Below are 20,408 nucleotides of genomic sequence, written 5' to 3'. Positions count from 1 at the left end.
TCAGCTATGGGCGAAGATGTCGATCTCGTCCCAGCCGGCGAGATCGAGCGCCGACCGCGTCGGCAGGAAGTCGAAACATCTGGCGGCCAGTTCGGCGCGCCCCTCGCGCGCCAGCATCAGGTCCAGCTTGGCCTTGGCCGCGTGAAGATAGAGAACGTCCGACGCGGCGTAATCCAGCTGCGCCTGGGTCAAGGTCTCGGCGCCCCAGTCCGACGACTGCTGGGCCTTGGACAGGTCCACGCCCACCGTCTCGCGCACCACGTCCTTCAGGCCGTGCCGGTCGGTATAGGTCCGCGCCAGCTTGGAGGCGATCTTGGTGCAATAGACAGGCCGCGTCTCGACCCCCAGGTGCAGCAGGAACATGCCGATATCGAACCGGCCGAAGTGGAAGATCTTGGTCACCGCCGGATCGGTCAGCACCCGCTTCAGGTTCGGACAGTCGTAGGCGGGCCGGTTCAGCCGCACGACATGGGCGTCGCCGTCGCCGGACGACAGTTGCACCACGCACAGCGGATCGCGGCGAAAGCGCAGGCCCATGGTCTCGGAATCGATGGCGACCTCGGACCCCAGGTCCAGGTCGTCTGGCAGGTCGCCCTCGTGCAGGTAAACGGTCATGCTCTGGCTCTTACACGGCGAACGCGGCGCGCGAAACGGGCTACAGCCTTACAGCGCAACACGCTTCACGCCTTCACAGAACGGCCTCAAGCAGTCGAGCGCCGCGCGCGAGACGATAGGCCACAAAAAATGCCGCCGTGCGCGATGCGATAGGCCAAAAGAATGAAAGCGCCGCACCGTTCGGCGCGACGCTTTCAATAATATGGTGCCCAGAAGAGGACTCGAACCTCCACGGCCGTTAAGCCACTGGCACCTGAAGCCAGCGCGTCTACCAATTCCGCCATCTGGGCCCCGTCGGCAGCGCCTTGCGGCGTTTCCATCGGGAAGGCGCGGACCTCTAAGGGAGGCTCCGGGCGGGGTCAACAAGGATTTTTCTCGCCCATGTCGTTTTATTCCGCAAGCGGCGCTTCAAGCCTTGCCGCACGGCCTTTCGGACCCGCGTTCGGCTGGGACTTAACGTGCGCTAAGCCTCTTTTCTAACCCCGTCTTGAGAGCCGACCGCCTAGAAGCGCGCCATGGCGGACCCCTCCTTCAGCCCCCACACGCCCGAACGCCGCCTCAAGCCGCGCGCGCCGTTCCGTCAGCGTCGCCGCGCCCACGAACGCGTGTCCATGCTCGGCCAGCCGGTCGATCTGGTAAAGCCGGAAGAGGTTCTGCACCATGTGCAGCAGGCGGTGCTGCAGGGCGCAAAGAGCCTGATCGCCAATCACAATCTGCACAGCCTGTATCTGATTCAGAAACGCCCCGAGCTGGCGGCCTTCTATGACCGCGCCGACCTGGTCGAGGTCGATTCCACCCCCCTGCTGTGGTTCTCGCGCGCCCTGGGCCTGCACAGCCGGGGCTTTCACCGCTGCACCTATCTGGACTGGCGCGACCATTTCTGGAGCGTGGCGAACCGCGAGGGCTGGCGCGTCATGTCCATCGGCGGCGCGCCCGGCGTCGGCGACGAGGCGGCCCGCAGGCTGAAGGCCCGCTATCCCGGCGCCGACATCGCCATCCATCACGGCTTCTTCGACGCCCATCGCGATGGGCCCGAGAACGCGGCCGTCCTCGCTCAGATCACCGCCTTCCAGCCCCACATCCTGTTCGTCGGCATGGGCATGCCGCGCCAGGAGCTGTGGATCGACGCCAACTTCGACGCCCTGCCCGATTGCGTCATCCTGTCGGTCGGCGCCGCCTTCGACTATGAGGCGGGCGTTCAGAGCGCGGCCCCGCGCTGGATGGGGCGGGCCGGAATCGAATGGGCCTATCGTCTGGTTCACGATCCGAAACGCCTGTTCGTCCGCTACTGCGTCGAGCCCTGGACCCTGCTGCCCCTGGCTTTGCGTGACATCCGCGACGCCCGACGCCGCCGGTCTCCGTCCGCCTGATCACGTTATTCCTACTGGCCAGATAGTTATTTATCGCCATGATCCGCCCCGCTCGTCGTGTGTTATCGACACGGACGGAAACGGAAACGGGGACGTGAGTGGCACAGCAGAATGGACCGCACGTCGCCATCGTCGGCGCTGGATTCAGCGGCCTGCTGACCGCCGTCAATCTGCTGAAGGCCTCGCCAGACGTGCGCGTCACCCTGATCGAACGGCGCGGCGTCTTCGGTCCCGGCACCGCCTATGACACCGGCAATCCCAACCACCTGCTGAACGTCCGTCTGGACAATATGAGCGCCTTTCCGGACCAGCCGGGCCACCTCGCCGACTGGCTGGCGGAACAGCCGTCATGGCGCGCCCAGGACGGCTTCATCACGCGCGGCGTCTATGGCGAATACCTCCGATACCTGCTGGACGAGGCGCTGGACGACGCACCCGACCGGCTGACCCTCATCGGCGGCGAGGCCCGCTCCATCGACCGCCAGGACGACGGCTGGCATATCCTCACCACCGACGGCGAGGTCACGGCCGATCAGGTCGTGCTGGCCCTGGGTAATCTGGAACCCGCCTCGCCCCCCGGCGTCGAGGCCGAGGTTCGGAACTCTGCCGCCTATGTCGAGAACCCTTGGCGATTCGACCCCCAGTCGGCCGGTGACGCGCGCAACGTCCTGTTGATCGGTTCGGGCCTGACGATGGTGGATGCGGCCCTGACGCTGCGCCGGCCGGGACGACGGCTGACCGCCCTGTCGCGTCACGGCCTCTTGCCCCGCGCCCACGCCAGCGTCCCGCCCGGCGCCTATGCCGGGACCTTTGCCGGCAGCCCCGCCCAAATCCTGAAACAGGTCCGCGCCGCGACGGCGCAGGCCGACTGGCGCGCCGTCTTCGATACGCTGCGCCACTCGGCCCGCGATATCTGGCGCGGGTGGTCACAAGTGGAACGCAGCCGCTTCCTGCGACACCTTCGACCCCTGTGGGACGTCCATCGCCACCGGCTGTCGCCCGGCCCGGCGCGCGACATCCACTCCATGCTGGCCGGCGGCGAACTGACCATTCTGGCGGGCAAGCTGACCGAGTTGAAGACCACCGACGTGATCGAGGTCTCCTGGCGTCCGCGCGGAAAAAAGCGCGCCATCAAGGAGCGGTTCGACCTGGTCGTGAACTGCACCGGGCCACTGGGCGTGATCTCAAAGAGCACCGAGCCGATGATCCGCGACATCCTGGACAAGGGTTACGGCCGCCCCGATCCCTTGGGCCTTGGCCTGCAGGTCGATGACGAGGGCGGTCTGCTGGACGGCGCAGGCGCCCCGGCGCGTGGCCTTCACGCCATCGGCCCCCTGACGCGCGGCGCCTTTTGGGAGATGACCGCCGTGCCCGACCTGCGCGGCCAGGCCCGCGACCTGGCCGCACGCATCCTCGTGGACCGGCCCTAGACCCGAACAACCGACGCGTTTAGCCTCCACACTGGGAAAGATTCAGGGGCGATGACATGGGGGCAAGAAGAGGCATCGGCCTGCTGGTCGCGATCCTGTCGCTGGGTCTGACGGCCTTTGCGCCTCAGAGCGTGTCGGACCATCGCCTAGCCTCCGCCGACAAGGTGCGGATCGATGTGTTCGGCGAGGCGGCACTGGGCGGCGAGTTCGTGATCGACGCCAACGGCCGGATCGCCCTGCCCCTGATCGGCGACGTCCAAGCCGCCGGCCTGACGGTCGCCCAGCTTCAGGACGCCGTCGCCCAGTCTTTGCGCCAGGGCTATCTGAACCAGCCGCGCGTGAGGGCCCAGGTCCTGACCTATCGGCCCATCTACATCCTGGGCGAGGTCAATCGGCCGGGCGAATACCCCTACGTCCCCGACCTGACGGCGCTGAACGCCGTGGCCACGGCCCAGGGCTTCACCTACCGCGCCAACACCCGCCGCATCTTCGTGCGCCGCGCAGGCTCGCAGACCGAAGAGCCCCAGCCCCTGACCGCCGACACCCGCGTCTCGCCCGGCGACACCCTGCGGATCGGGGAGCGATATTTCTGAGGGTGTTGCGCGCGCCTTTCCCCCAATAGCCGTCATCCTAGGCCTTGTGCCTAAGGATCCAGAATCCCGGTCGGTGGTTATGGAACACGGACGGCGCCGTTCGTCTGTCCACGTCCATGTCTGAGTCTATGGACCTGGGCACAAGGCCTAGGATGACGGACTGGAAGAAGCCGCCCTCAGATCGGCATCGCCATGATTTCCTTGTAGGCGGAAATCACCTGGTCCCGGACCGAGATCACCGTCTCCAACGACGCCTCGGCCGAGCTCAGGGCCGTCACCACGTCGATCAGATTGCCCTGGCCCTGGACCGACTTCGTCATCTGGGTCTCGGCCGCGCGCGACTGCTGGGTCATGTCGGTCATGGCGTTCTTGACCAGGTCGGCGAAGCCGCCGTCTCCGGCGCCGGGCGCCTGCGCGGCTGTCGGCATGGCGCCGCCCTGGACGGCGGCATAGGCCTTGGCGGCCATCATCGGGTTCATGGCCTAATCCTCAGCGCTTGATGATGTCGAGAGTGCGGCTCTCCATCACCCCCGCCGTCTCGATGACGTTCAGATTGGCCTCGTAGGCGCGCTGGGCCTCGCGCATGTCCATGGCCTCGACCAGGGTGTCGACATTGGGCCGCATGACGTAGCCCTGGGCGTTGGCCGCAGGATGCGACGGGTCGTAGTCCATTTTGAAGTCGCCCTGGTCGGGCCGCACCTCGGCCAGGGCCACGCCGGTCGCGCCGTCGATATCGCGTGCCTGGAATACCGGAATCTGGCGGCGATAAGGCTCGCCGCCGGGCGTGCGAGCCGTCGACTGGGCGTTGGCGATGTTCTCGGCGATGACGCGCATCCGCGACTGCTGGGCCTTCAGGGCCGAGGCGGCGACGGCCATGGCGCCGGCGTTCGGTGAAACGACGCGATCGGGCATTGATCAATCCTCCTCAGCCGCCGGGCCGCTTGGCGGCCATGCGGATCATGGACATGGATTTCTGGTAGAAGCCGATGGCGGCGTCATAGGACGAGCGGCTTTCGGCCATCTTCAGCATCTGCTCTTCGACCACGACCGAGTTGCCGTCCAGCGTGGTTTCCGAATCGGGCGACTTGGTCGGATCGAATCGCACCGGCGACCCCGCGGGCGCGATGTGGGCGGCGTTGGTGCGAACCATCTGCAGCCCCCCGCCCGACCGCATGGCGGCGGCGAAGTCGGTCGGCTGCTTCAGGTCGCGGCCGACGAAGCCGGGCGTGTCGGCGTTGGCCACGTTCTCGGCGATCACCCGCTGGCGCTCGTCCAGCCAGTTCAGCCGGCCCTTGATCTGGCTGATCAGGGAAATGTCGGCGACGCCCATAGCGATCTCCCGTGCGACGCGGATGCGTGCGATGGGCAGAAAATGCCGCCTCCATGGTTAATAACCCCTTATCTCAACGCCTCGTTAACCGTGGTGGTTAACATTCGCCGCCTAAGCGCCGACTGCGCGGGGCCTCAAAGCGTCATGAATTTCCTCGATCTCGTCCGGGCGGTCTTCGGCCTGGCCTTCACCCTCGGCCTGATCGGGATCGTGGCCTGGGCCGCGCGCCGCTATGCGCCCCAGCTCATGGCCAAGCTCAGCGCCGAACGCGGCGCCCGCCGGCTTCAGGTCGTCGAGACCCTGGTGCTGGACCCCGCCCGCCGCCTGGTCCTGGTCCGCGTCGATGACGAGGAACGGCTGATCCTGCTGGGCGAAGGCCGCGAGTTGATCGAGCCGCGCCAGCAGGGGTCAGAAAAATGAGCCGCCGCAACACCCCTCTCCCTCCCCGCTCCGGGGAGGGTCGTCGCGCAGCGACGGGGTGGGGGCGGCCTGGCAAGGCCGCACTGCCAGATGCCGGACAGGTCGGTGGGGCGTCGCCCTGCCGCCCCCACCCGACCTCGCTCCGCTCGGCCACCCTCCCCCGTCGGGGGAGGGAGAGCATCTTCAACACCCCCACCGGCGCCGAGCTGAAACGCGCGGCCCTGCTGTCGCTGTTCACCACCCTGGTCTGCCTTGCCTGGCCCGTCGCGGCCCTGGCCCAGCAGGCGGCCCAGTCCGGTTCGGCGCTCAACATCGACCTGGGCACCGGCGCCGGCCTGACCCAGCGCGTGGTCCAGCTGGTCGGCCTGATGACCGTACTGTCGCTGGCCCCGTCCATCGTCATAATGACCACCAGCTTCGTGCGGATCATCGTGGTCCTGTCGCTGCTGCGCACGGCGCTCGGCCTTCAGCAGTCGCCGCCGAACGCCGTCCTGGTGTCCCTGTCGCTGTTTCTCAGCGCCATCGTCATGGCCCCGACCTGGCAGGACGCCTATGATTCGGGCATCCGTCCGCTGCTGGATCAGCAGATCGAACTGCCCCAGGCCTTCGATCAGGCGTCCGAACCTGTGAAAACCTTCATGCTGGCCCAGGTGGACCGCGGCGACCTCGCCCTGTTCACCCGCCTCAGCAAGATCGAGCCGCCCCAGAACGTTCAGGAACTGCCGCTGCGCGTGGTCACGCCGGCCTTCATGATCAGCGAGCTGAAGAAGGCGTTCGAAATCGGATTTCTTCTTTTCGTTCCGTTCCTTGTGATCGATCTGGTGGTGGCCAGCGTGCTGATGTCCATGGGCATGATGATGCTGCCTCCGGTGGTGGTCTCCCTACCGTTCAAGTTGATCTTCTTCGTGCTGGTGGACGGCTGGCGACTGGTCGCCGGAAGCCTGGTCGAGAGCTTCCAGCGGGCGTCCGGTACCGGATAATCCCCCGCCCCATATGGCTTTCCGCGTCATAGGCGCTTGCAAAGCTAATCAAAATCCGTGTTGATCCCCCGGTCCTCGCCCTGAATCGGGCGACTAACACTGGAAACGCTTCTTATGACCACTCAAGCCGAACTGATCGCCGCCGTCGCCAAAGACGCCGGTGTCTCGCAGGCCGACGCCGGCAAGGTGCTGACCGCCATCGTCGAAAACATCCACTCGACCCTGAAGTCGGGCGGCGACATCCGCATCTCGAACCTGGGCGTCTTCGACACCGCCGCCCGCGCCGAGCGCGAAGGCCGCAACCCGGCCACCGGCGCGACCATCAAGATCGCCGCCTCCAAGGCCGTGCGCTTCCGCGTCTCCAAGCCGCTGAAGGACGCCGTCAACGGCTAAGCCTTTTCGGTCCCGCCAGGCGGGATCGGCGATGCAAGACGGGCGGGGGTCGCGATGCGATCTCCGCCCGTTTCAATTTCAGGCGGCGGCCTTGGCGTCGGCTTCCTTGCGGAACGCCTGTTTGGCGCTGTTGACCCAGCCGACGAAGGTGTCCGCCTGACTGGACAGGTTGGCGAAATCGCCCGCACCCGCCACGCCAGACAGATTGTCGTCCAGGGCCACGCGAAGCGCCGCGGCCGACCGCGCTCCGGCGACAAAGGGCCCATAGCGCGCGTTCAGCCTTTGCAGGGCCGCCCGGTCGCCGCTCAACGAATAGCCCACGCCCGCCCGGATCAGCCAGCTTTCCTCGGCCGGCGTCAGAGCCCCCGCCGTCTTGTAGCGTTCGCCCAGTCGCGCCTCATAGACCGGCGCCGCGTCGGCCCACTTCTGCTGCTTCCAGAAGATGTCGGCCCGCACCTCGCGCGCCGGGTTCGACTGGTCGCGGTCCAGCACCTCCAGCGCATGATCGAACCGGCCCAGGTCCATCAGGGCGCGCGCCTCCAGCGCACGGCGCTCGCTGTTCATCGCGGCGGGCAACAAGGTCGTGCGCGAGCCCCAGATGGCCTGCAACGCCTTCTCGGGCTGACGGTCCATCAGATAGACGGTAGCCAGGTTGGTGGCGACCTGGGCCTTGGCCACCCCGTCCAACCGCTCGTCCACCTGGTGTTTCAGCAGTTCGGCGGCCTGGCCCAGCAGGTCGACGTCGATCAGGCGGCGCGACAGGCGGCGCACCATCTCGTCGCCGTCGGCCCCGATGGGCGTCAGTTCGCGGAAATCATAGAACAGGGCCAGCGCCTGCACCGGCTGCAACCCGTCCGCCGCCCCTTCCAGAAACAGGGCGCGGAAGGCGTTGGATTGGTCGGCCTGGACCTCGGCCGCGCCCGGCACGCCCGCCATCCGCTTGCCCGCCCCGCGCAACGCATCCAGCGCCTCGCGGTATCGGCCCTGTTGCAGATAGATGCCCGATAGCTTGCGCACGACCGCCATCTCGGTCGCATCCCCGCGCCAGCGCCACTTCAACTGTTCCAGCTGCGCCGTCGCCTGATCCGGCGTGATCGCGCCCTTGTCCAGCTCCAGGCTGATGGCGCCCAGTTTGGCCGGCGTGGCGATCCCGTCCAGCGGCGCGCGCGCCACGGCCTTGTAGATCGCCAGCGCCCGGTCCTTGTCGCCGTTCAGGTCGAACATCCGCGCCTGCACCAGCCGCGCCGTCAACTGATCGACGGCCGGCGCATCCTGGCTGAACACATAGGCCAGCAACTGTTGGGCGGCGGGCAGGTCGTTCAACTGGATCGCCGCCATGGCGTGGGCGGCGCCGAAACGCGCGCGCCATTCTTTGGGGAAGTCGTCGATGACCGAGGCCCCGGCGGCGAAGTTCCTGCGCGCGCCCTCCCAGTCGCCCATCTCCGAGGCGATATAGCCCAGCCAGACCTTGGTCGCCGGGTCGTTGGTCAGGGCGGCGCCCGAGAAATCGACCTGGGCCTCTTCCAGCCGCCCGATGCCGACGCGCGCCACGCCGCGCAGGCCCCGCACCTCGGGCTCGCCCTGAAGGTTCGGCGCCTTGGCGATCAGGGCGTTCAGAACCCCGATGGCCTCATAGTTCAGGCCCGACCCGACCAGGAACCGCGCCAGCGCCATCCGCGCCTCGATCGGCGCGCGCGGATTGTCGCTCGCCGCGATCGTCTCCAGCCCCGCCGCGTCCTGCAGCCGGCGATAGCGATCCGAGAACCCCGCCTCGCCCGTCGTCGCCCAGGTCTCGTCGATCAGGGCCGGATGGGCCGCCCGCTTGGGCGCGTCGGCCGCATGGTCGCCGGTCTCCAGCCCCGCTGTCGGCGCCGACAGCGTCAGCCCCTTGGGCCGGCTCAGCGTCACCAGATCGCCCGCCGCCTCGATCTTCAGATCGTCGGCGCCCGTTTCGACCGCCAGACCCTGGGCCGTCGGGATCAACGTCAGATCGACCGTGCGGCGTCCCCCGGCATACCCCTTGCCGGGCGCCAGCGCCGTCACCGCCGCGAATCGGTCCCCGACCAGAGGATCGGTCAGCCAGATCGCCTTGGTCGCCCCGGCCATCTGCGCCACCAGCACCGGCGCGCCGTCGTCGGATCGGCCGACATCGACGCCCTCGACCGCCGCCTGGACCCCGCCGATGGTCACGGTCCAGGTCCCGCCCTGGCCCTGGGCCGAAACGCCCAGACCTTCCGGCGCCGCGATCCGCATGGCGGTATAGCCCGGCCCCGCCGCCCAGTGCGCGTCCTTGGCCGGCCCCAGGGCCTTGGCCCCGGCCATGTCCATTCGCGCGGCCGTGTCGAACACGATCCATACCGCATCGCCCCGGCGGAAGACGGCGGCCCCCACGGGCGCGCCCCAGTCGAAGGTCAGGACGGTCTTCTGTTCGCCGGACTCGGCCCGCACCGGCACCACGGCCTTGGTGGTTTCGGGCTTGGCCGCATCCGGCCCCTGCGGCGCCTTGCCCGGCGCATAGAGGTTCAGCCAAACCGCCCCGTCCGCGACGCCGGAACGGGCGTCCGCCCCCTCCTCCAGCGTCAGGATCAGGTCCGTGCCGCCCGCCCGCGCCATGCGCGTTTCGACCGACTTCACCCCGGCGGGCGGATCGACCCTCAGGCGCGACACGTCGGGCGCGGCGGTCGTGCCCATCCGCACCACGACCCTGTCGCCCTCGCGGCTGACGCGCGAGCGCACCCCGATGACGCCGCCGAATTCGACGCGGGTGAAGGTTTCGTTCTGGCCGATGCTGATCGACAGCGGATCGCGCGACCGCCCGACTTCCTGGGCCAGCGGCGCCATGGGCGCGAACACGACGGCGCCCGCCGTGGCGGCGGCCACAGTCGTCTTCAGCATGCGCTTGGTCGGCGAGGCCCCGGACATATCTCCCGACCCATGCCCCACAAGGCCTTTAATCGCGGTTAACCGCCGTTCACCGTAGTTCTACGGATCTGACCGCTTTTTTCCTTTCGTCATCCTCCGGCAAGCCGCGTCTTCGCGGCGCAGACCGGGGGAGCCAGCGGCGCCGAAGGCGATGCGTCCGCCGCACTTTTGAAAGATCGCACCGCGACAACTTCGCGCTCCCGCGCGCCGCTGGCTCCCCCGGTCTCGCTGCGCTCGCCGGAGGATGACGAAAGAAAAGGAAACCCTGGTTCAATAGGACAACCGGTCCACGCGACAACGTCATCTCAAACGCCCATATTGACCCCATGACCGATTACCCTCGCCTCAGCACTCTCAAGACCGGCCTGGCCTGTCGTTGCCCCCGCTGCGGCAAGGGTCCGCTGTTCAAGGGCTATCTGACGCTCCAGACCGACTGCCCCACGTGCGGTCTCAGCTACGCCTTCGCCGATCCGGCGGACGGCCCGGCCTTCTTCGTCATGTCGGCGGTGGGGATCGTGGGCATGATCCTGCTGATGGTGTTCGACTTCACCGTCCACCCGCCCATCTGGGTGCATCTGGTCGTCACCCTGCCGATCCTGATCGCCATGTGCCTGGGCTGCCTGCGCCCCTTCAAGGCCTGGCTGGTCGCCGAACAATACATCCACAAGGCCGCCCCGCCCGAGTTCTCCTCGAACGGCAAGCACGGCCCCTTCTAGGGTTCGATCACCGTCAGCTCGGGCCAGCGCCCTCGGGCATTCTTGACGGTCTTCGCCCACCCCTTGGCCAGCGGCCTGTTCGGATTGGGCCGGATGGTCATCGAAAAAACGTCGTCCAGCCCGAACGGCGCGGCGACGCTGATCGTATCGTCCCCTTCCAGCCGCACCCCGACCGCGAAGGTCGGCGCCACGAACCGCCCCAAGGCCTCATCCGTCGATTCCAGCGCCTCATAGGGTTCGCCGAACCGATCCTGGAACCACAGGTGCACCCGCGCCTGGTTGCGCACCTCGACCTGGCTGCGGAACGGTTCGTCGAAGGCGGCGGCGACCCGTTTGATGACGACGTCCTCGGCGTCGTAGGACAGGTCCGATCCGTCGAAATAGGCCAGGTCGTAGTCCTTGATCCCGTACCCCGCCGACCGCCCCGTCTTCACATTCCAAACCGCCTGATACACCGCCCCCGACACCAGCCGCCAATCCGGCAGGTCCAGCGCCCGCACCGTCGTCAGCACATGCATCAGCCCGGCGTCGGCGCGGATGATGTCGGCCAGCCGCCCCTCCAGAACGCTCATCCCCGCACCGGCCAGCCGTGGTCCAGCGGGCCGTGTCCGCCGCCCAGGCCCGGCGCGCGGCGGATCGCCTCGCCGACATAGGCCCAGGCCTCCGCCACGGCGACCTCCAGCGGCCGGCCCAGCGCCAGCCCGGCCGCGCAGGCGCTGGCCAGGGTGCAGCCGGTGCCGTGGGTGTGGCGGGTGTCCACCCGTTCGGCCTCAAGCACCGTCTCGCCATCGACCGTCATCAACAGGTCGATCACCGTCGGCCCCGACACATGGCCGCCCTTCATCAGCACCGCCCGCGCGCCCATGGCCAGCAGGGCCTCGCCCGCCCGCCTCTGGCCGTCCAGATCGTGTACGGAAAACCCGGTCAGGGCCTCGGCCTCGGGCGCATTGGGCGTGAGCAGGGCCGCGCGCGGGATCATCAGCGCCTTGACCGCCGACACCGCCGCATCGGGCAGCAGGGGATGACCGCCCTTGGCCACCATGACGGGATCGACCACCGCCGGGGCGTCGGCCTCGTCCAGCAGGGCGGCGACAGTCTCGACCACCTCGACCGAGCCCAGCATGCCGGTCTTGAAGGCGTCGGTCCCGATGTCCTCCAGCACCGCCCGCGCCTGGGCCGCGATCAGGTCCAGCGGCAACGGATAGACCCCGTGGACCCCCAATGTGTTCTGCACCGTGATCGCGGTGATGGCGGTGGCGGCGAAACCGCCCATCATCGTCACGGCCTTGATGTCGGCCTGGATGCCCGCGCCGCCGCCCGAGTCTGACCCGGCCAGGATCAAGACGCGTCCCTGATGAAGCGCACTCATGCCGCCGCTCCCGAATACAGTTTCAGCCCGACGATACCCGCCACGATCAGCAGGATGCACACCGCCCGCACCGCCGTCGCCGGCTCGCCATAGACCAGGATGCCCACCACGGCCGCGCCCACTGCGCCGATGCCGGTCCAGACCGCATAGGCCGTGCCGATCGGCAGCTTCTGCGTGGCGACCCACAACAGGACCATGCTGCCCGCCAGCGCGACCAACACCCCCAGCGAGGTCCACGGCCGGCTGACGCCCACGTTCTTGAGACCCGAGGCCCACAGGACCTCCAGCAGACCGGCGACGACCAGCGTCGCCCATGGATTGATCGACATCACCCAGGACATGGCGACCAGATGGAACAGGCCGCGCCTGCAATCAACCGCCCAACGGCCCCTTAAAGATGAAGAAGGCGCCCAGGCCGATGAAGGCGAACCCGACCAGATGGTTCACCGTCAGCTTCTCGCCCAGATACAGCACCGAGAACCCGGCGAAGACCAGCAGGGTGATCACCTCCTGCATCGTCTTCAGCTCGGCCGGCGAATAGACCTGGATGCCGATCCGGTTGGCCGGCACCGCCAGCCAGTATTCGAAGAAGGCGATCCCCCAGCTGGCCATGACCAGCAGCCACAGCGGCTTGTGCTCGAACTTCAGATGCCCGTACCAGGCGAAGGTCATGAAGACGTTCGACAGGGCCAGCATGACGACGGGGGCGATATAGGAACCGAGGTTCATGGCGGCAGACCGAGATTGTTGCTGTCGTCGCCTCTACACCGGCTGCGACCGTCCGTCGCGGGGCTTCAACCCGCCGCCCTGACCGCCGCCTGAACCTTCAACGCCTGCACCGTCTCGCGCACGTCATGGACCCGCACCATCCGCGCCCCGCGCCGCGCGCCTTCCAGCGCGAGCGCCAGCGACCCGCCCAGCCGATCGGTCGCCTCGACCGCCGTCGGATCTATGGCCTGGATCGTGCGCTTGCGGCTGGCCGCATACAGCACCGGAAACCCCAGATCGACCAGCGCCCCCAACCGCGCCGTCAACGCCATATTGTGCGCCAGGGTCTTGCCGAACCCGATGCCGGGATCGAGCCAGATCCGCTCGCGCGCCACCCCCGCCGCCATCGCCGCCTCAGCCCGCGCGCGCAGATAATCCTGCACCTCGCCCACCACGTCGTCGTATCGCGGGTCCGCCTGCATCGTCCGCGGCTCGCCCTTCATGTGCATCAGCACCACGTCGCAGCCCAGTTCGGCCGCGACCGCCGCACTGTCGGGCGCATGGCTCAGAGCCGTCACATCGTTCCACATCGTCGCCCCGGCCGCGACGGCGGCGCGGGCCACGGCCGGCTTCATCGTGTCGACGCTGATCATCCCATCCCACCGCGCGCGAACGCCGGCGATGACCGGCGCGACCCGGTCGATCTCCTCGCCCTCGCCCACCGGCTCGGCGCCCGGCCGCGTGCTCTCGCCGCCGATGTCCAGCACGTCCGCCCCCTCGGCGACCAGCCGCATCGCCCGATCCACCGCGCCTTGCGTCGAGGCCCACCGCCCGCCGTCCGAGAAACTGTCGGGCGTCACATTGACGATGCCCATCACCTGAACCGTCATCTCGGCCTCCCGATCAGTCCGCCCAGCGCCTCCAGATAAGCCGCGAAGGCCTTGCGCCCCGCAGCCGTGATCGACACGCGGGTCAGGGGCTTGTTGTTCACGAAGCTCTTGGCCACGGCGACATAGCCCGCCTCCTCCAGCTTCTTGATATGGACCGACAGATTGCCCTGCGTCGCCTCCAGCACCGTCTTCAGCTCGGTGAAGTCGGCGGCCTCGGCGTCGGCCAGATAGACCATGATCCCCAGCCGCATGCGGCCGTGGATGACCTCGTCGATCTTGCCGAGATCGTTCAGCCCCATGGATCAGCCGGCGTCCGCATCGACGGCGCGCGTCTGCAAGGCCGCGCGCGTCATGATCCAGCCCGGCCCGGCGAAGAGCAGGAACAGGGCGGCGGTGCAGACATAGAGGTAGATTTCGCCATGCCGCACCAGCAGACCCAGCGCCACCGCCGTGATCCAGCCGCCGATCGACGCCGCCAGCATCCAGGGCTTCTTCTTCAGGTTCCAGGCCACGAACCAGGCCGCCGACTGCAGGGCGAAGATCATGGCGGGATAATAGAGCCAGATGGCGAAGTCCCCGTCCCGCCGCGCGCCGAAGCCGAAGACGATGACGATGGCCAGATTGGCCATGCCCGCGCCGCTGAAGGCCGCGTTCAGCGTCCGCGTCACGATCGGCCCCGCCGTGCCCGCCTTGCGGTCCTCGCGCACGGCCCACATCAGCACGATGAAGAAGACCACGGTGATCGCGATGATGAAGGCCAGGTTGGCCAGGTCGGGCCAGCGCACGACGCCCCACATCTGGCCGACATGGAACAGGCACTGAAGCCCATACAGCAGGCCGCCGGCCAAATAGGCCACACCCAGCGTCAGGGTCGCCTTGGGATTGTTCCCGCCCTGGACGATGGCCTTCAGGAAGGCCAGGTCGGCTTCGGGCGTGCTGCGAGAGTTGTCGGACATCGGGTGATTCCTGTGCGACCGGCGCACGTTCTCGGATGAACGCCGCCGTCGGGGTTGGCAAGCTATTCGGCGGGGACCAGGGCGGGCGTCGGCTTTCTGCGCCACGGCACGCGTCGCCCGTTCAGCCAGCGCCCCATGAAACTGTGGCGGATCAGCAGTTCATAGCTGGCGACGGATACGGCCAGCGCGCCCCCGACCACGACCACCAGCTTGACCACCCATGGCAGGGTCCAGTCCTGCACCATAACCTGCCCGACCATCACCAGCGGCAGGTGGACGATGTAGATCCAGTAGGAGGCGTCGGCGACATAGCGCCGCGCCGCGCTGTGACCCGAGCAGAACCGCAGGGCCAGCCCCATCGCCGCAAGGGCCGAGGCGAATGTCGCCACGCCGAACGCCGCCGCCGTCAGGGCCTTGGTCGTGGGATCGGTCATCGGCGTCAGCACCGGGTTCGGCCCGCCCGCTAGCATCAGGGCCGCAACCCCGGCTGCGACCGCAAGCCCCAGATGGAGCGCCCACAGGCGCTTGATCCGCTCCAGCAGATCGCGCCGACGATCCAGCAGGGCGCCGAGCCCGAACGCCAGGCCGAACGCGACCAGGGCCGCCGGATTGGGAACCAGCCCCGCATCCGGCGTCGGCACGCCGAAGAAGGCGAGCCACTTCGGATGCAGCCACAGCGCCACGGCCAGGGGCGCGCCCAGAACGAACGGTCCCAACGGCCCGATCAGGCCCGCCGTCGCCCGATCCAGCGCCTTGAACGACGCGCGCAGGATCAGCATGCCGGCATAGAGGATCAGCAGCATCCACAGGAACCACAGGTGGGTCAGCGGCATGTTGGTCCAGTCATATTTGGGCGGCGGCGGCGCATCGGCGGCCGTCAGACCGTTCAGCGACGCATTCCAGATCACCACGGCGATGATGGCGGCCAGGGTCACGCCCCAGAAGACGCTCAGCGGCCCGGCGATGCGGATCATGCGGTTCCTGACGAAGCCCCAGACGCCCATTCGCCCCACCATCATGTGCGCGAACAGGCCCGCGATCACGAAGAAGGTCGTCATCCGAAACAGGTGGATGGCGAAAAACAGACCACTGGCCCAGACGGACCTCTGGTCGTCCGCGACGATCCAGATCTGCGTCGGAAAGAACGACAGGGCGCCATGCAGCACCACCCCCAGCAGCAGCGCCCCACCCCTCAGCGCATCGAGCCCGTGCAGGCGCTCGGATTGCCCCGTTTCAAATGCCGACATGACGACCCCTCCCACTATGAAAGCCGCCATATCTCATAGACTAGTCTGTAATGCAAACTTGTTCGCTACATCACCACACAGCCCTCATCCTAGGCCTTGTGCCTAGGATCCAGACTCCCGGTGCGTGAAGTGAGGCAGGGGCGGCGACGTGCAGTCATCACCACCGCCTGAGTCTCTGGATCCTAGGCACAAGGCCTAGGATGACGGCGTGGGGAGCAGAGCCTCGTCCCGACGTCGCCGCCACGCACCGGCTCTCCACCCCAACGAAAAACCCGCCGGGAGATCGCTCTCCCGGCGGGTCCATCTTCAGATCAGGCTTCGGCTCAGTGAACCGTCGGCACGCTCGTCGCGGCCGGCGCGGCGACCGGGACCTCGATGTCGGTTCCGTCCGACACCGGCGTCACCGGCACCGAGACCGAAGGTCCGGCGTTGGGGAAGTTGTTCTCGTCGCGGTTCGGCGCGACGCCCTTCTCCAGCAGGTCCTTGATCTCCTCGCCCGACAGGGTCTCGTATTCCAGCAGGGCCTGGGACAGCTTCTCGTGGTCCTCGGACTTGGTGGTCAGGATGTGACGCGCATCGTCCCAACCTGCGGACACCAGGCGACGCACTTCCTCGTCGATGGTGCGGGCGGTCTCTTCCGAGACGTTCTGGCTGCGCGCGACCGAGTGGCCCAGGAAGACCTCTTCCTGGTTCTCGCCGTAGGCCACCGTGCCCAGCTTCTCGGAGAAGCCCCAGCGCGTGACCATGGCGCGCGCCAGCTTGGTCGCCTGTTCGATGTCCGACGAGGCGCCCGAGGTGATGTTCTCCTTGCCGAAGATCAGCTCCTCGGCGACGCGGCCGCCGGCCATGATGGCGATCCGGTCGATCATCTGCTGGTATTTCATCGAATAGCGGTCGCCTTCCGGCAACTGCATCACCATGCCCAGCGCCCGGCCGCGCGGGACGATGGTCGCCTTGTGGACGGGGTCGGTCATCTTGACGTTCATGGCGACGATGGCGTGACCGGCCTCGTGATAGGCGGTCAGGCGCTTTTCTTCCTCGTTCATGGCCATGGAGCGACGCTCGGCGCCCATCAGCACCTTGTCCTTGGCGTCCTCGAAGTCGCGCTGCGTGACCATGCGACGGTCCTTGCGGGCCGCCGTCAGGGCCGCTTCGTTGACCAGATTGGCCAGGTCGGCGCCCGAGAAACCGGGCGTGCCGCGCGCAATGGTCTTGGTGTTGACGTCGGCGGCGAGCGGCACATCCTTCATGTGGACGCGCAGGATGCGTTCGCGGCCTGAGACATCGGGGTTCGGCACCACCACCTGGCGGTCGAAACGGCCGGGACGCAGCAGAGCCGGGTCCAGCACGTCGGGACGGTTGGTGGCGGCGATCAGGATGATGTTTTCGGACGCTTCAAAGCCGTCCATCTCGACCAGCAGCTGGTTCAGCGTCTGTTCGCGCTCGTCATTGCCGCCGCCCAGGCCGGCGCCGCGATGGCGACCCACGGCGTCGATTTCATCGATGAAGATGATGCAGGGCGCGTTTTTCTTGGCCTGTTCGAACATGTCGCGCACGCGGCTGGCGCCGACGCCCACGAACATCTCGACGAAGTCCGAGCCCGAGATCGAGAAGAAGGGCACGCCGGCCTCGCCTGCGACCGCGCGGGCCAGCAGCGTCTTGCCGGTGCCGGGAGGGCCCACCAGAAGCGCGCCCTTGGGGATCTTGCCGCCCAGACGCTGGAACTTGCCCGGATCCTTCAGGAAGTCGACGACCTCCTGCAGTTCGTCCTTGGCCTCGTCAACGCCGGCGACGTCGTCAAAGGTCTTCCTACCCTTGTGCTCGGTCAGCAGCTTGGCCTTGGACTTGCCGAAGCCCATGGCGCCCTTCGCCCCGCCCTGCATCTGGCGCATGAAGAAGATCCACACCCCGATCAGCAGGGCGATGGGCAGGATGCCCAGCAGCAGGCTCATCCAGATCGACTGGCCGCCCGACTTGGCGTCGATCTCGACGTTGGCCGCCAGCATCTGGGCCACCAGCTGCTCGTTGGGATAGACGGTGGTGGAGGTGAAGCGTTCGCCGCTCTTCAGTTCGCCGGTCACCTTGTCCAGGCGAATGGTGACCTGTTTGACGTCGCCGGCGTTCACCCGCTGCACCAATGTGGAATAGCTCATGACTTCGGGTTTGCCGCCGGCGGGCTGGCCCGCCACGCCGTTCATGGCCCCGCCCTGGGACAGGGCCGCATAGCCCGCCAGAAGCGCCAGGATGATCACGCCGGTGATCGCCAGATTACGCAGGTTCATTGAGGTCCTCGGTCGTCCGCGAACCCGGGTGGGTCGACGGTCTGGATTTGTCTGTCTGGGAAAATAGGAGCTTAATCAGCGTTACGCTATCGGGTGGCGGAAATCAGGTCGTCTTCGTGCGTCGTTTCGTCCAGCGCCAGCCTGAGCCGTTCCGCGACAAGCGCGCGCCGTTCGACCCCTTCGCCTGCAAGAACCGGCGCCAACCCCCCGTCCCTGATCAACACAGGCCAGGCCCCGCGCGTCGCCGCCGGCAGCCGATTGATCTCGGCCCTGTCGGCGTCCGACAGGCTCGCCAACCGCCCCCGCGCCGCCTCGACCGACCAGCCGGGGTATTCGGCGCGAAAGGTGAACCGCCCGTCCCACACCGCCTCGACGCCCGACGTCAGCACCAGCGGCGCGGTCTCTCGCCTTCCCAGCTCGCCCGCCTCGCGCATGACCCGCACCGCGTCGCCGGCCGCCTCGATCCGCGCGCCGCACAGGGTCGCGGCGAAATTTTCGCCCGCCCTCAGCCGCGCCGTCAGAGCCTGCAACCGCGCCCCACGCGGCGGCGTCGCCCCTCCGCCGACGCAGACCAACACCGCCGCCAGCGCCCGCGCCCCGATGTCGCGGTCCACCCTTGCCATCGCCTCGCGGTCCATCGTCGGACGTCCGCCCGCGCCGACCCGCACCCCATCCGGCGTTTCAGGGACCGCCCCCGCCAGCGCCTGTCGCGCCCGGCTGCGCCCAAACCTCGGATCGGCGTTGGCGGGATCCTCGATCCAGTCCGCTCCCTGCCCGGCCAGCCAGTCCCGCAACACCGCCCGCCGCTCGCCCAGCAGGGGTCGCAACAGCATCAGCCCCCGCCCCTGCGGCCAGGCCGGCGATGGCGACCATTCGCGCACCCGCCCCAGCGTCGAGCCTTCGCTTCGCATCAAGTCGGCCTCGGCGATATCGTCGGCAGTCTGGGCGAACAGCACGACCCGCGCCCCCGCCTCGCGCGCCGCCTGCGCGATCAGCCCATGCCGCGCCGCCCGCGCCGCCGCCGTCAGCCCGGTCTGCGGCTTGTCCCCGTCCCAGCTCAGCCCGCACCAGTCCGCCCCCGCCCTCCGCGCAGCCTGGGCGGCGAACGCAGTCCAGCCGCCGCTGTCGGGGTTCAGTCGATGATCCACGGTCAGGGCCAGCACCGACCGACCGCGCGCCCGCGCCCAGTCGGTCGCCAGTCGCAACAGGGCGATGGAATCTCCTCCCCCCGACAGGGCCAGCGCCACCGGCCGCCCCGTATCCCGCGTCAGTCGTGCATCCAGCCGCGCGAACGCCCGCGCCGTCAGATCATTGTCGGGCTTCAGGCGCACCCGCCCGTGGTCTTCAACTGCGCCGCGCGCGCCTTCTGCGGGTCCGAGGCGGCGGGCGCATAGCGGCGCGTGAACTCACCCAGGGCCGCACAGCCCTGCGGCTTCCTCTGCGTCGCGAACAGGGCGTCGGCCAGTTTCAATGTCGTGTCCGCCGCCCAGCCGATACGCGGCCAATCCTTCAGCGCGGCGGCGTAATAGGGCACCGCCCCCGCCTTGTCGTTGGCCGCGACCCGCAGGTCGCCCAGGCGAGAGTTCGCCTCGCGCGATTGCGGCGTATCGGGCCAGGCCGCGATCACCGTCTCCAGCGCCCGCTCGCCACGCGGCCGGTCGCTGGACAATAGGGCCACCGCCGCCGCCAGATCCCGGGTCGCATCCCCGGTCGGCGAGGTCGCTTCGATCGGCGCATTCAGCTCGGCCGCCGTCTCCAGCTTCTGCATCCGGGTCTCGGCGTCTCTCAGACGGGTCTGCAGGGCCTGGTTGTCGCGCGTCGCCTCGTCCAGTTGGAAGGTCAGCCGTTCGTTGTCGCCGTTGATCCGGCGCACCGTGGCCTCCAGGTCGCCCAGCCGACGATCCATCAGGGCGAACTGTCCTTGCAGGGTCACCACCTCCGGGTCCGGCTCGACCAGCACGGGCTGACCGGCGGCGTTCCTCTGGGTCAGGGCGCGCTCCAGCCGGCGCACATTGCGGTCCAGCTGGTCCAGGCGGCGATTGTCCCACTCGGTCCGCTCCATGATGTTGGGCTGGGCCTGTTGCGCGACGGCGGCGCCGCCGATCAGGACCACCCCGAGGGCTGCGGCGGCGAGAAGGTGAACACGAGAGATCGAGAGCTTGGTCATTCGTCTAGCTTTCACCGATT

Annotated in this window: 23 protein-coding genes and 1 tRNA gene; 7 read left to right on the top strand and 17 right to left on the bottom strand. The window is 68.1% G+C overall.

The window, feature by feature from the left end; translation table 11 throughout:
• Nucleotides 1-615 (bottom strand): ribonuclease D, encoded by a 615-nt coding sequence (locus tag AC3ISA_RS09505; protein ID WP_372692654.1) that lies wholly within the window; start codon nt 613-615, stop codon nt 1-3.
• Nucleotides 616-818: 203 nt separating this feature from the next.
• A tRNA-Leu gene (locus tag AC3ISA_RS09500) sits at nt 819-905 on the bottom strand.
• 225 nt (nt 906-1,130) lie between these two features.
• On the opposite strand from AC3ISA_RS09500, the gene AC3ISA_RS09495 reads away from it, so the two are divergent.
• The 3 genes from AC3ISA_RS09495 (at nt 1,131) to AC3ISA_RS09485 (ending at nt 4,008) form a co-directional block, all read left to right on the top strand.
• Nucleotides 1,131-1,985, top strand: a complete 855-nt coding sequence (locus AC3ISA_RS09495; protein WP_489177692.1) for a WecB/TagA/CpsF family glycosyltransferase — start codon at nt 1,131-1,133, stop codon at nt 1,983-1,985.
• A gap of 98 nt (nt 1,986-2,083) precedes the next feature.
• Nucleotides 2,084-3,415 carry an FAD/NAD(P)-binding protein gene (locus tag AC3ISA_RS09490; protein ID WP_489177691.1) on the top strand — a complete coding sequence of 444 codons (1,332 nt, stop codon included), beginning with the start codon at nt 2,084-2,086 and terminating at the stop codon, nt 3,413-3,415.
• 56 nt (nt 3,416-3,471) lie between these two features.
• Nucleotides 3,472-4,008 (top strand): polysaccharide biosynthesis/export family protein, encoded by a 537-nt coding sequence (locus tag AC3ISA_RS09485; RefSeq protein WP_489177690.1) that lies wholly within the window; start codon nt 3,472-3,474, stop codon nt 4,006-4,008.
• A gap of 176 nt (nt 4,009-4,184) precedes the next feature.
• On the opposite strand, the gene fliE is transcribed toward AC3ISA_RS09485, so the two are convergent.
• Genes fliE through flgB form a run of 3 tightly spaced genes read right to left on the bottom strand, consistent with a single transcriptional unit; the run spans nt 4,185 to nt 5,338 of the window.
• Nucleotides 4,185-4,487 carry a flagellar hook-basal body complex protein FliE gene (fliE, locus tag AC3ISA_RS09480; RefSeq protein WP_159846359.1) on the bottom strand — a complete coding sequence of 101 codons (303 nt, stop codon included), beginning with the start codon at nt 4,485-4,487 and terminating at the stop codon, nt 4,185-4,187.
• Between the two features lie 10 nt (nt 4,488-4,497).
• A complete protein-coding gene (gene flgC, locus AC3ISA_RS09475) occupies nt 4,498-4,920 on the bottom strand; it encodes a flagellar basal body rod protein FlgC (RefSeq protein ID WP_372692658.1) in 423 nt (140 codons plus the stop codon).
• 13 nt (nt 4,921-4,933) lie between these two features.
• The gene (gene flgB, locus AC3ISA_RS09470; RefSeq protein ID WP_372692659.1) at nt 4,934-5,338 is read right to left on the bottom strand and encodes a flagellar basal body rod protein FlgB; all 405 of its coding nucleotides are present in this window, start codon (nt 5,336-5,338) and stop codon (nt 4,934-4,936) included.
• A 144-nt stretch (nt 5,339-5,482) separates the two neighbouring features.
• On the opposite strand from flgB, the gene AC3ISA_RS09465 reads away from it, so the two are divergent.
• From AC3ISA_RS09465 to AC3ISA_RS09455, 3 genes are all read left to right on the top strand, one after another.
• Nucleotides 5,483-5,758, top strand: a complete 276-nt coding sequence (locus AC3ISA_RS09465; RefSeq protein ID WP_372692660.1) for a FliO/MopB family protein — start codon at nt 5,483-5,485, stop codon at nt 5,756-5,758.
• A complete protein-coding gene (gene fliP / locus AC3ISA_RS09460) occupies nt 5,755-6,738 on the top strand; it encodes a flagellar type III secretion system pore protein FliP (protein WP_372692661.1) in 984 nt (327 codons plus the stop codon). The genes AC3ISA_RS09465 and fliP overlap by 4 nt, the downstream gene beginning before the upstream one ends.
• A 114-nt stretch (nt 6,739-6,852) precedes the next feature.
• The gene (locus tag AC3ISA_RS09455; protein ID WP_087120554.1) at nt 6,853-7,131 is read left to right on the top strand and encodes an HU family DNA-binding protein; all 279 of its coding nucleotides are present in this window, start codon (nt 6,853-6,855) and stop codon (nt 7,129-7,131) included.
• Nucleotides 7,132-7,209: 78 nt separating this feature from the next.
• On the opposite strand, the gene AC3ISA_RS09450 is transcribed toward AC3ISA_RS09455, so the two are convergent.
• Complete coding sequence (locus AC3ISA_RS09450; RefSeq protein ID WP_489177689.1) at nt 7,210-10,053, bottom strand: hypothetical protein; 2,844 nt, start codon at nt 10,051-10,053, stop codon at nt 7,210-7,212.
• Nucleotides 10,054-10,379: 326 nt separating this feature from the next.
• Here AC3ISA_RS09450 and AC3ISA_RS09445 point away from each other — a divergent pair, with 326 nt between their 5' ends.
• The gene (locus AC3ISA_RS09445; protein WP_489177688.1) at nt 10,380-10,769 is read left to right on the top strand and encodes a DUF983 domain-containing protein; all 390 of its coding nucleotides are present in this window, start codon (nt 10,380-10,382) and stop codon (nt 10,767-10,769) included.
• Here AC3ISA_RS09445 and AC3ISA_RS09440 read toward each other — a convergent pair.
• The 11 genes from AC3ISA_RS09440 to AC3ISA_RS09390 all read right to left on the bottom strand — a co-directional run bounded on the left by AC3ISA_RS09440 (nt 10,766) and on the right by AC3ISA_RS09390 (nt 20,388).
• Nucleotides 10,766-11,341, bottom strand: coding sequence for a nucleotidyltransferase family protein (locus AC3ISA_RS09440; protein WP_489177687.1), 576 nt, complete (start codon nt 11,339-11,341; stop codon nt 10,766-10,768). The two genes, AC3ISA_RS09445 and AC3ISA_RS09440, sit on opposite strands and share 4 nt — an antisense overlap.
• Nucleotides 11,338-12,138, bottom strand: a complete 801-nt coding sequence (gene thiD, locus AC3ISA_RS09435) for a bifunctional hydroxymethylpyrimidine kinase/phosphomethylpyrimidine kinase (protein WP_489177686.1) — start codon at nt 12,136-12,138, stop codon at nt 11,338-11,340. The genes AC3ISA_RS09440 and thiD overlap by 4 nt, the downstream gene beginning before the upstream one ends.
• Nucleotides 12,135-12,479: a DMT family transporter gene (locus tag AC3ISA_RS09430; RefSeq protein ID WP_489177685.1), complete on the bottom strand. Its 345-nt coding sequence runs from the start codon at nt 12,477-12,479 to the stop codon at nt 12,135-12,137. The genes thiD and AC3ISA_RS09430 overlap by 4 nt, the downstream gene beginning before the upstream one ends.
• 31 nt (nt 12,480-12,510) lie before the next feature.
• Nucleotides 12,511-12,867, bottom strand: a complete 357-nt coding sequence (locus tag AC3ISA_RS09425; RefSeq protein ID WP_489177684.1) for a DMT family protein — start codon at nt 12,865-12,867, stop codon at nt 12,511-12,513.
• 65 nt (nt 12,868-12,932) lie between these two features.
• Nucleotides 12,933-13,736 carry a dihydropteroate synthase gene (folP, locus tag AC3ISA_RS09420; protein WP_489177683.1) on the bottom strand — a complete coding sequence of 268 codons (804 nt, stop codon included), beginning with the start codon at nt 13,734-13,736 and terminating at the stop codon, nt 12,933-12,935.
• Nucleotides 13,733-14,035 carry a winged helix-turn-helix domain-containing protein gene (locus tag AC3ISA_RS09415; protein ID WP_489177682.1) on the bottom strand — a complete coding sequence of 101 codons (303 nt, stop codon included), beginning with the start codon at nt 14,033-14,035 and terminating at the stop codon, nt 13,733-13,735. Before AC3ISA_RS09415 ends, folP begins: the two co-directional genes overlap by 4 nt.
• Before the next feature lie 3 nt (nt 14,036-14,038).
• Nucleotides 14,039-14,692 carry a hypothetical protein gene (locus AC3ISA_RS09410; RefSeq protein WP_489177681.1) on the bottom strand — a complete coding sequence of 218 codons (654 nt, stop codon included), beginning with the start codon at nt 14,690-14,692 and terminating at the stop codon, nt 14,039-14,041.
• Between the two features lie 62 nt (nt 14,693-14,754).
• Entirely contained in the window at nt 14,755-15,939 is a 1,185-nt protein-coding gene (locus tag AC3ISA_RS09405; protein WP_489177680.1) for an acyltransferase family protein, read from the bottom strand.
• Nucleotides 15,940-16,262: 323 nt separating this feature from the next.
• On the bottom strand, nt 16,263-18,221 hold the full coding sequence (ftsH, locus tag AC3ISA_RS09400; RefSeq protein ID WP_489177679.1) for an ATP-dependent zinc metalloprotease FtsH: 1,959 nt from the start codon (nt 18,219-18,221) through the stop codon (nt 16,263-16,265).
• Between the two features lie 86 nt (nt 18,222-18,307).
• On the bottom strand, nt 18,308-19,552 hold the full coding sequence (gene tilS / locus AC3ISA_RS09395; RefSeq protein ID WP_489177678.1) for a tRNA lysidine(34) synthetase TilS: 1,245 nt from the start codon (nt 19,550-19,552) through the stop codon (nt 18,308-18,310).
• Nucleotides 19,543-20,388: a tol-pal system protein gene (locus tag AC3ISA_RS09390; RefSeq protein ID WP_489177677.1), complete on the bottom strand. Its 846-nt coding sequence runs from the start codon at nt 20,386-20,388 to the stop codon at nt 19,543-19,545. Before AC3ISA_RS09390 ends, tilS begins: the two co-directional genes overlap by 10 nt.
• Nucleotides 20,389-20,408 lie beyond the last annotated feature (20 nt).

The organism is Brevundimonas sp. KH_058, assembly GCF_057838505.1.
This window is presented reverse-complemented; position numbering and strand designations above follow the sequence as displayed.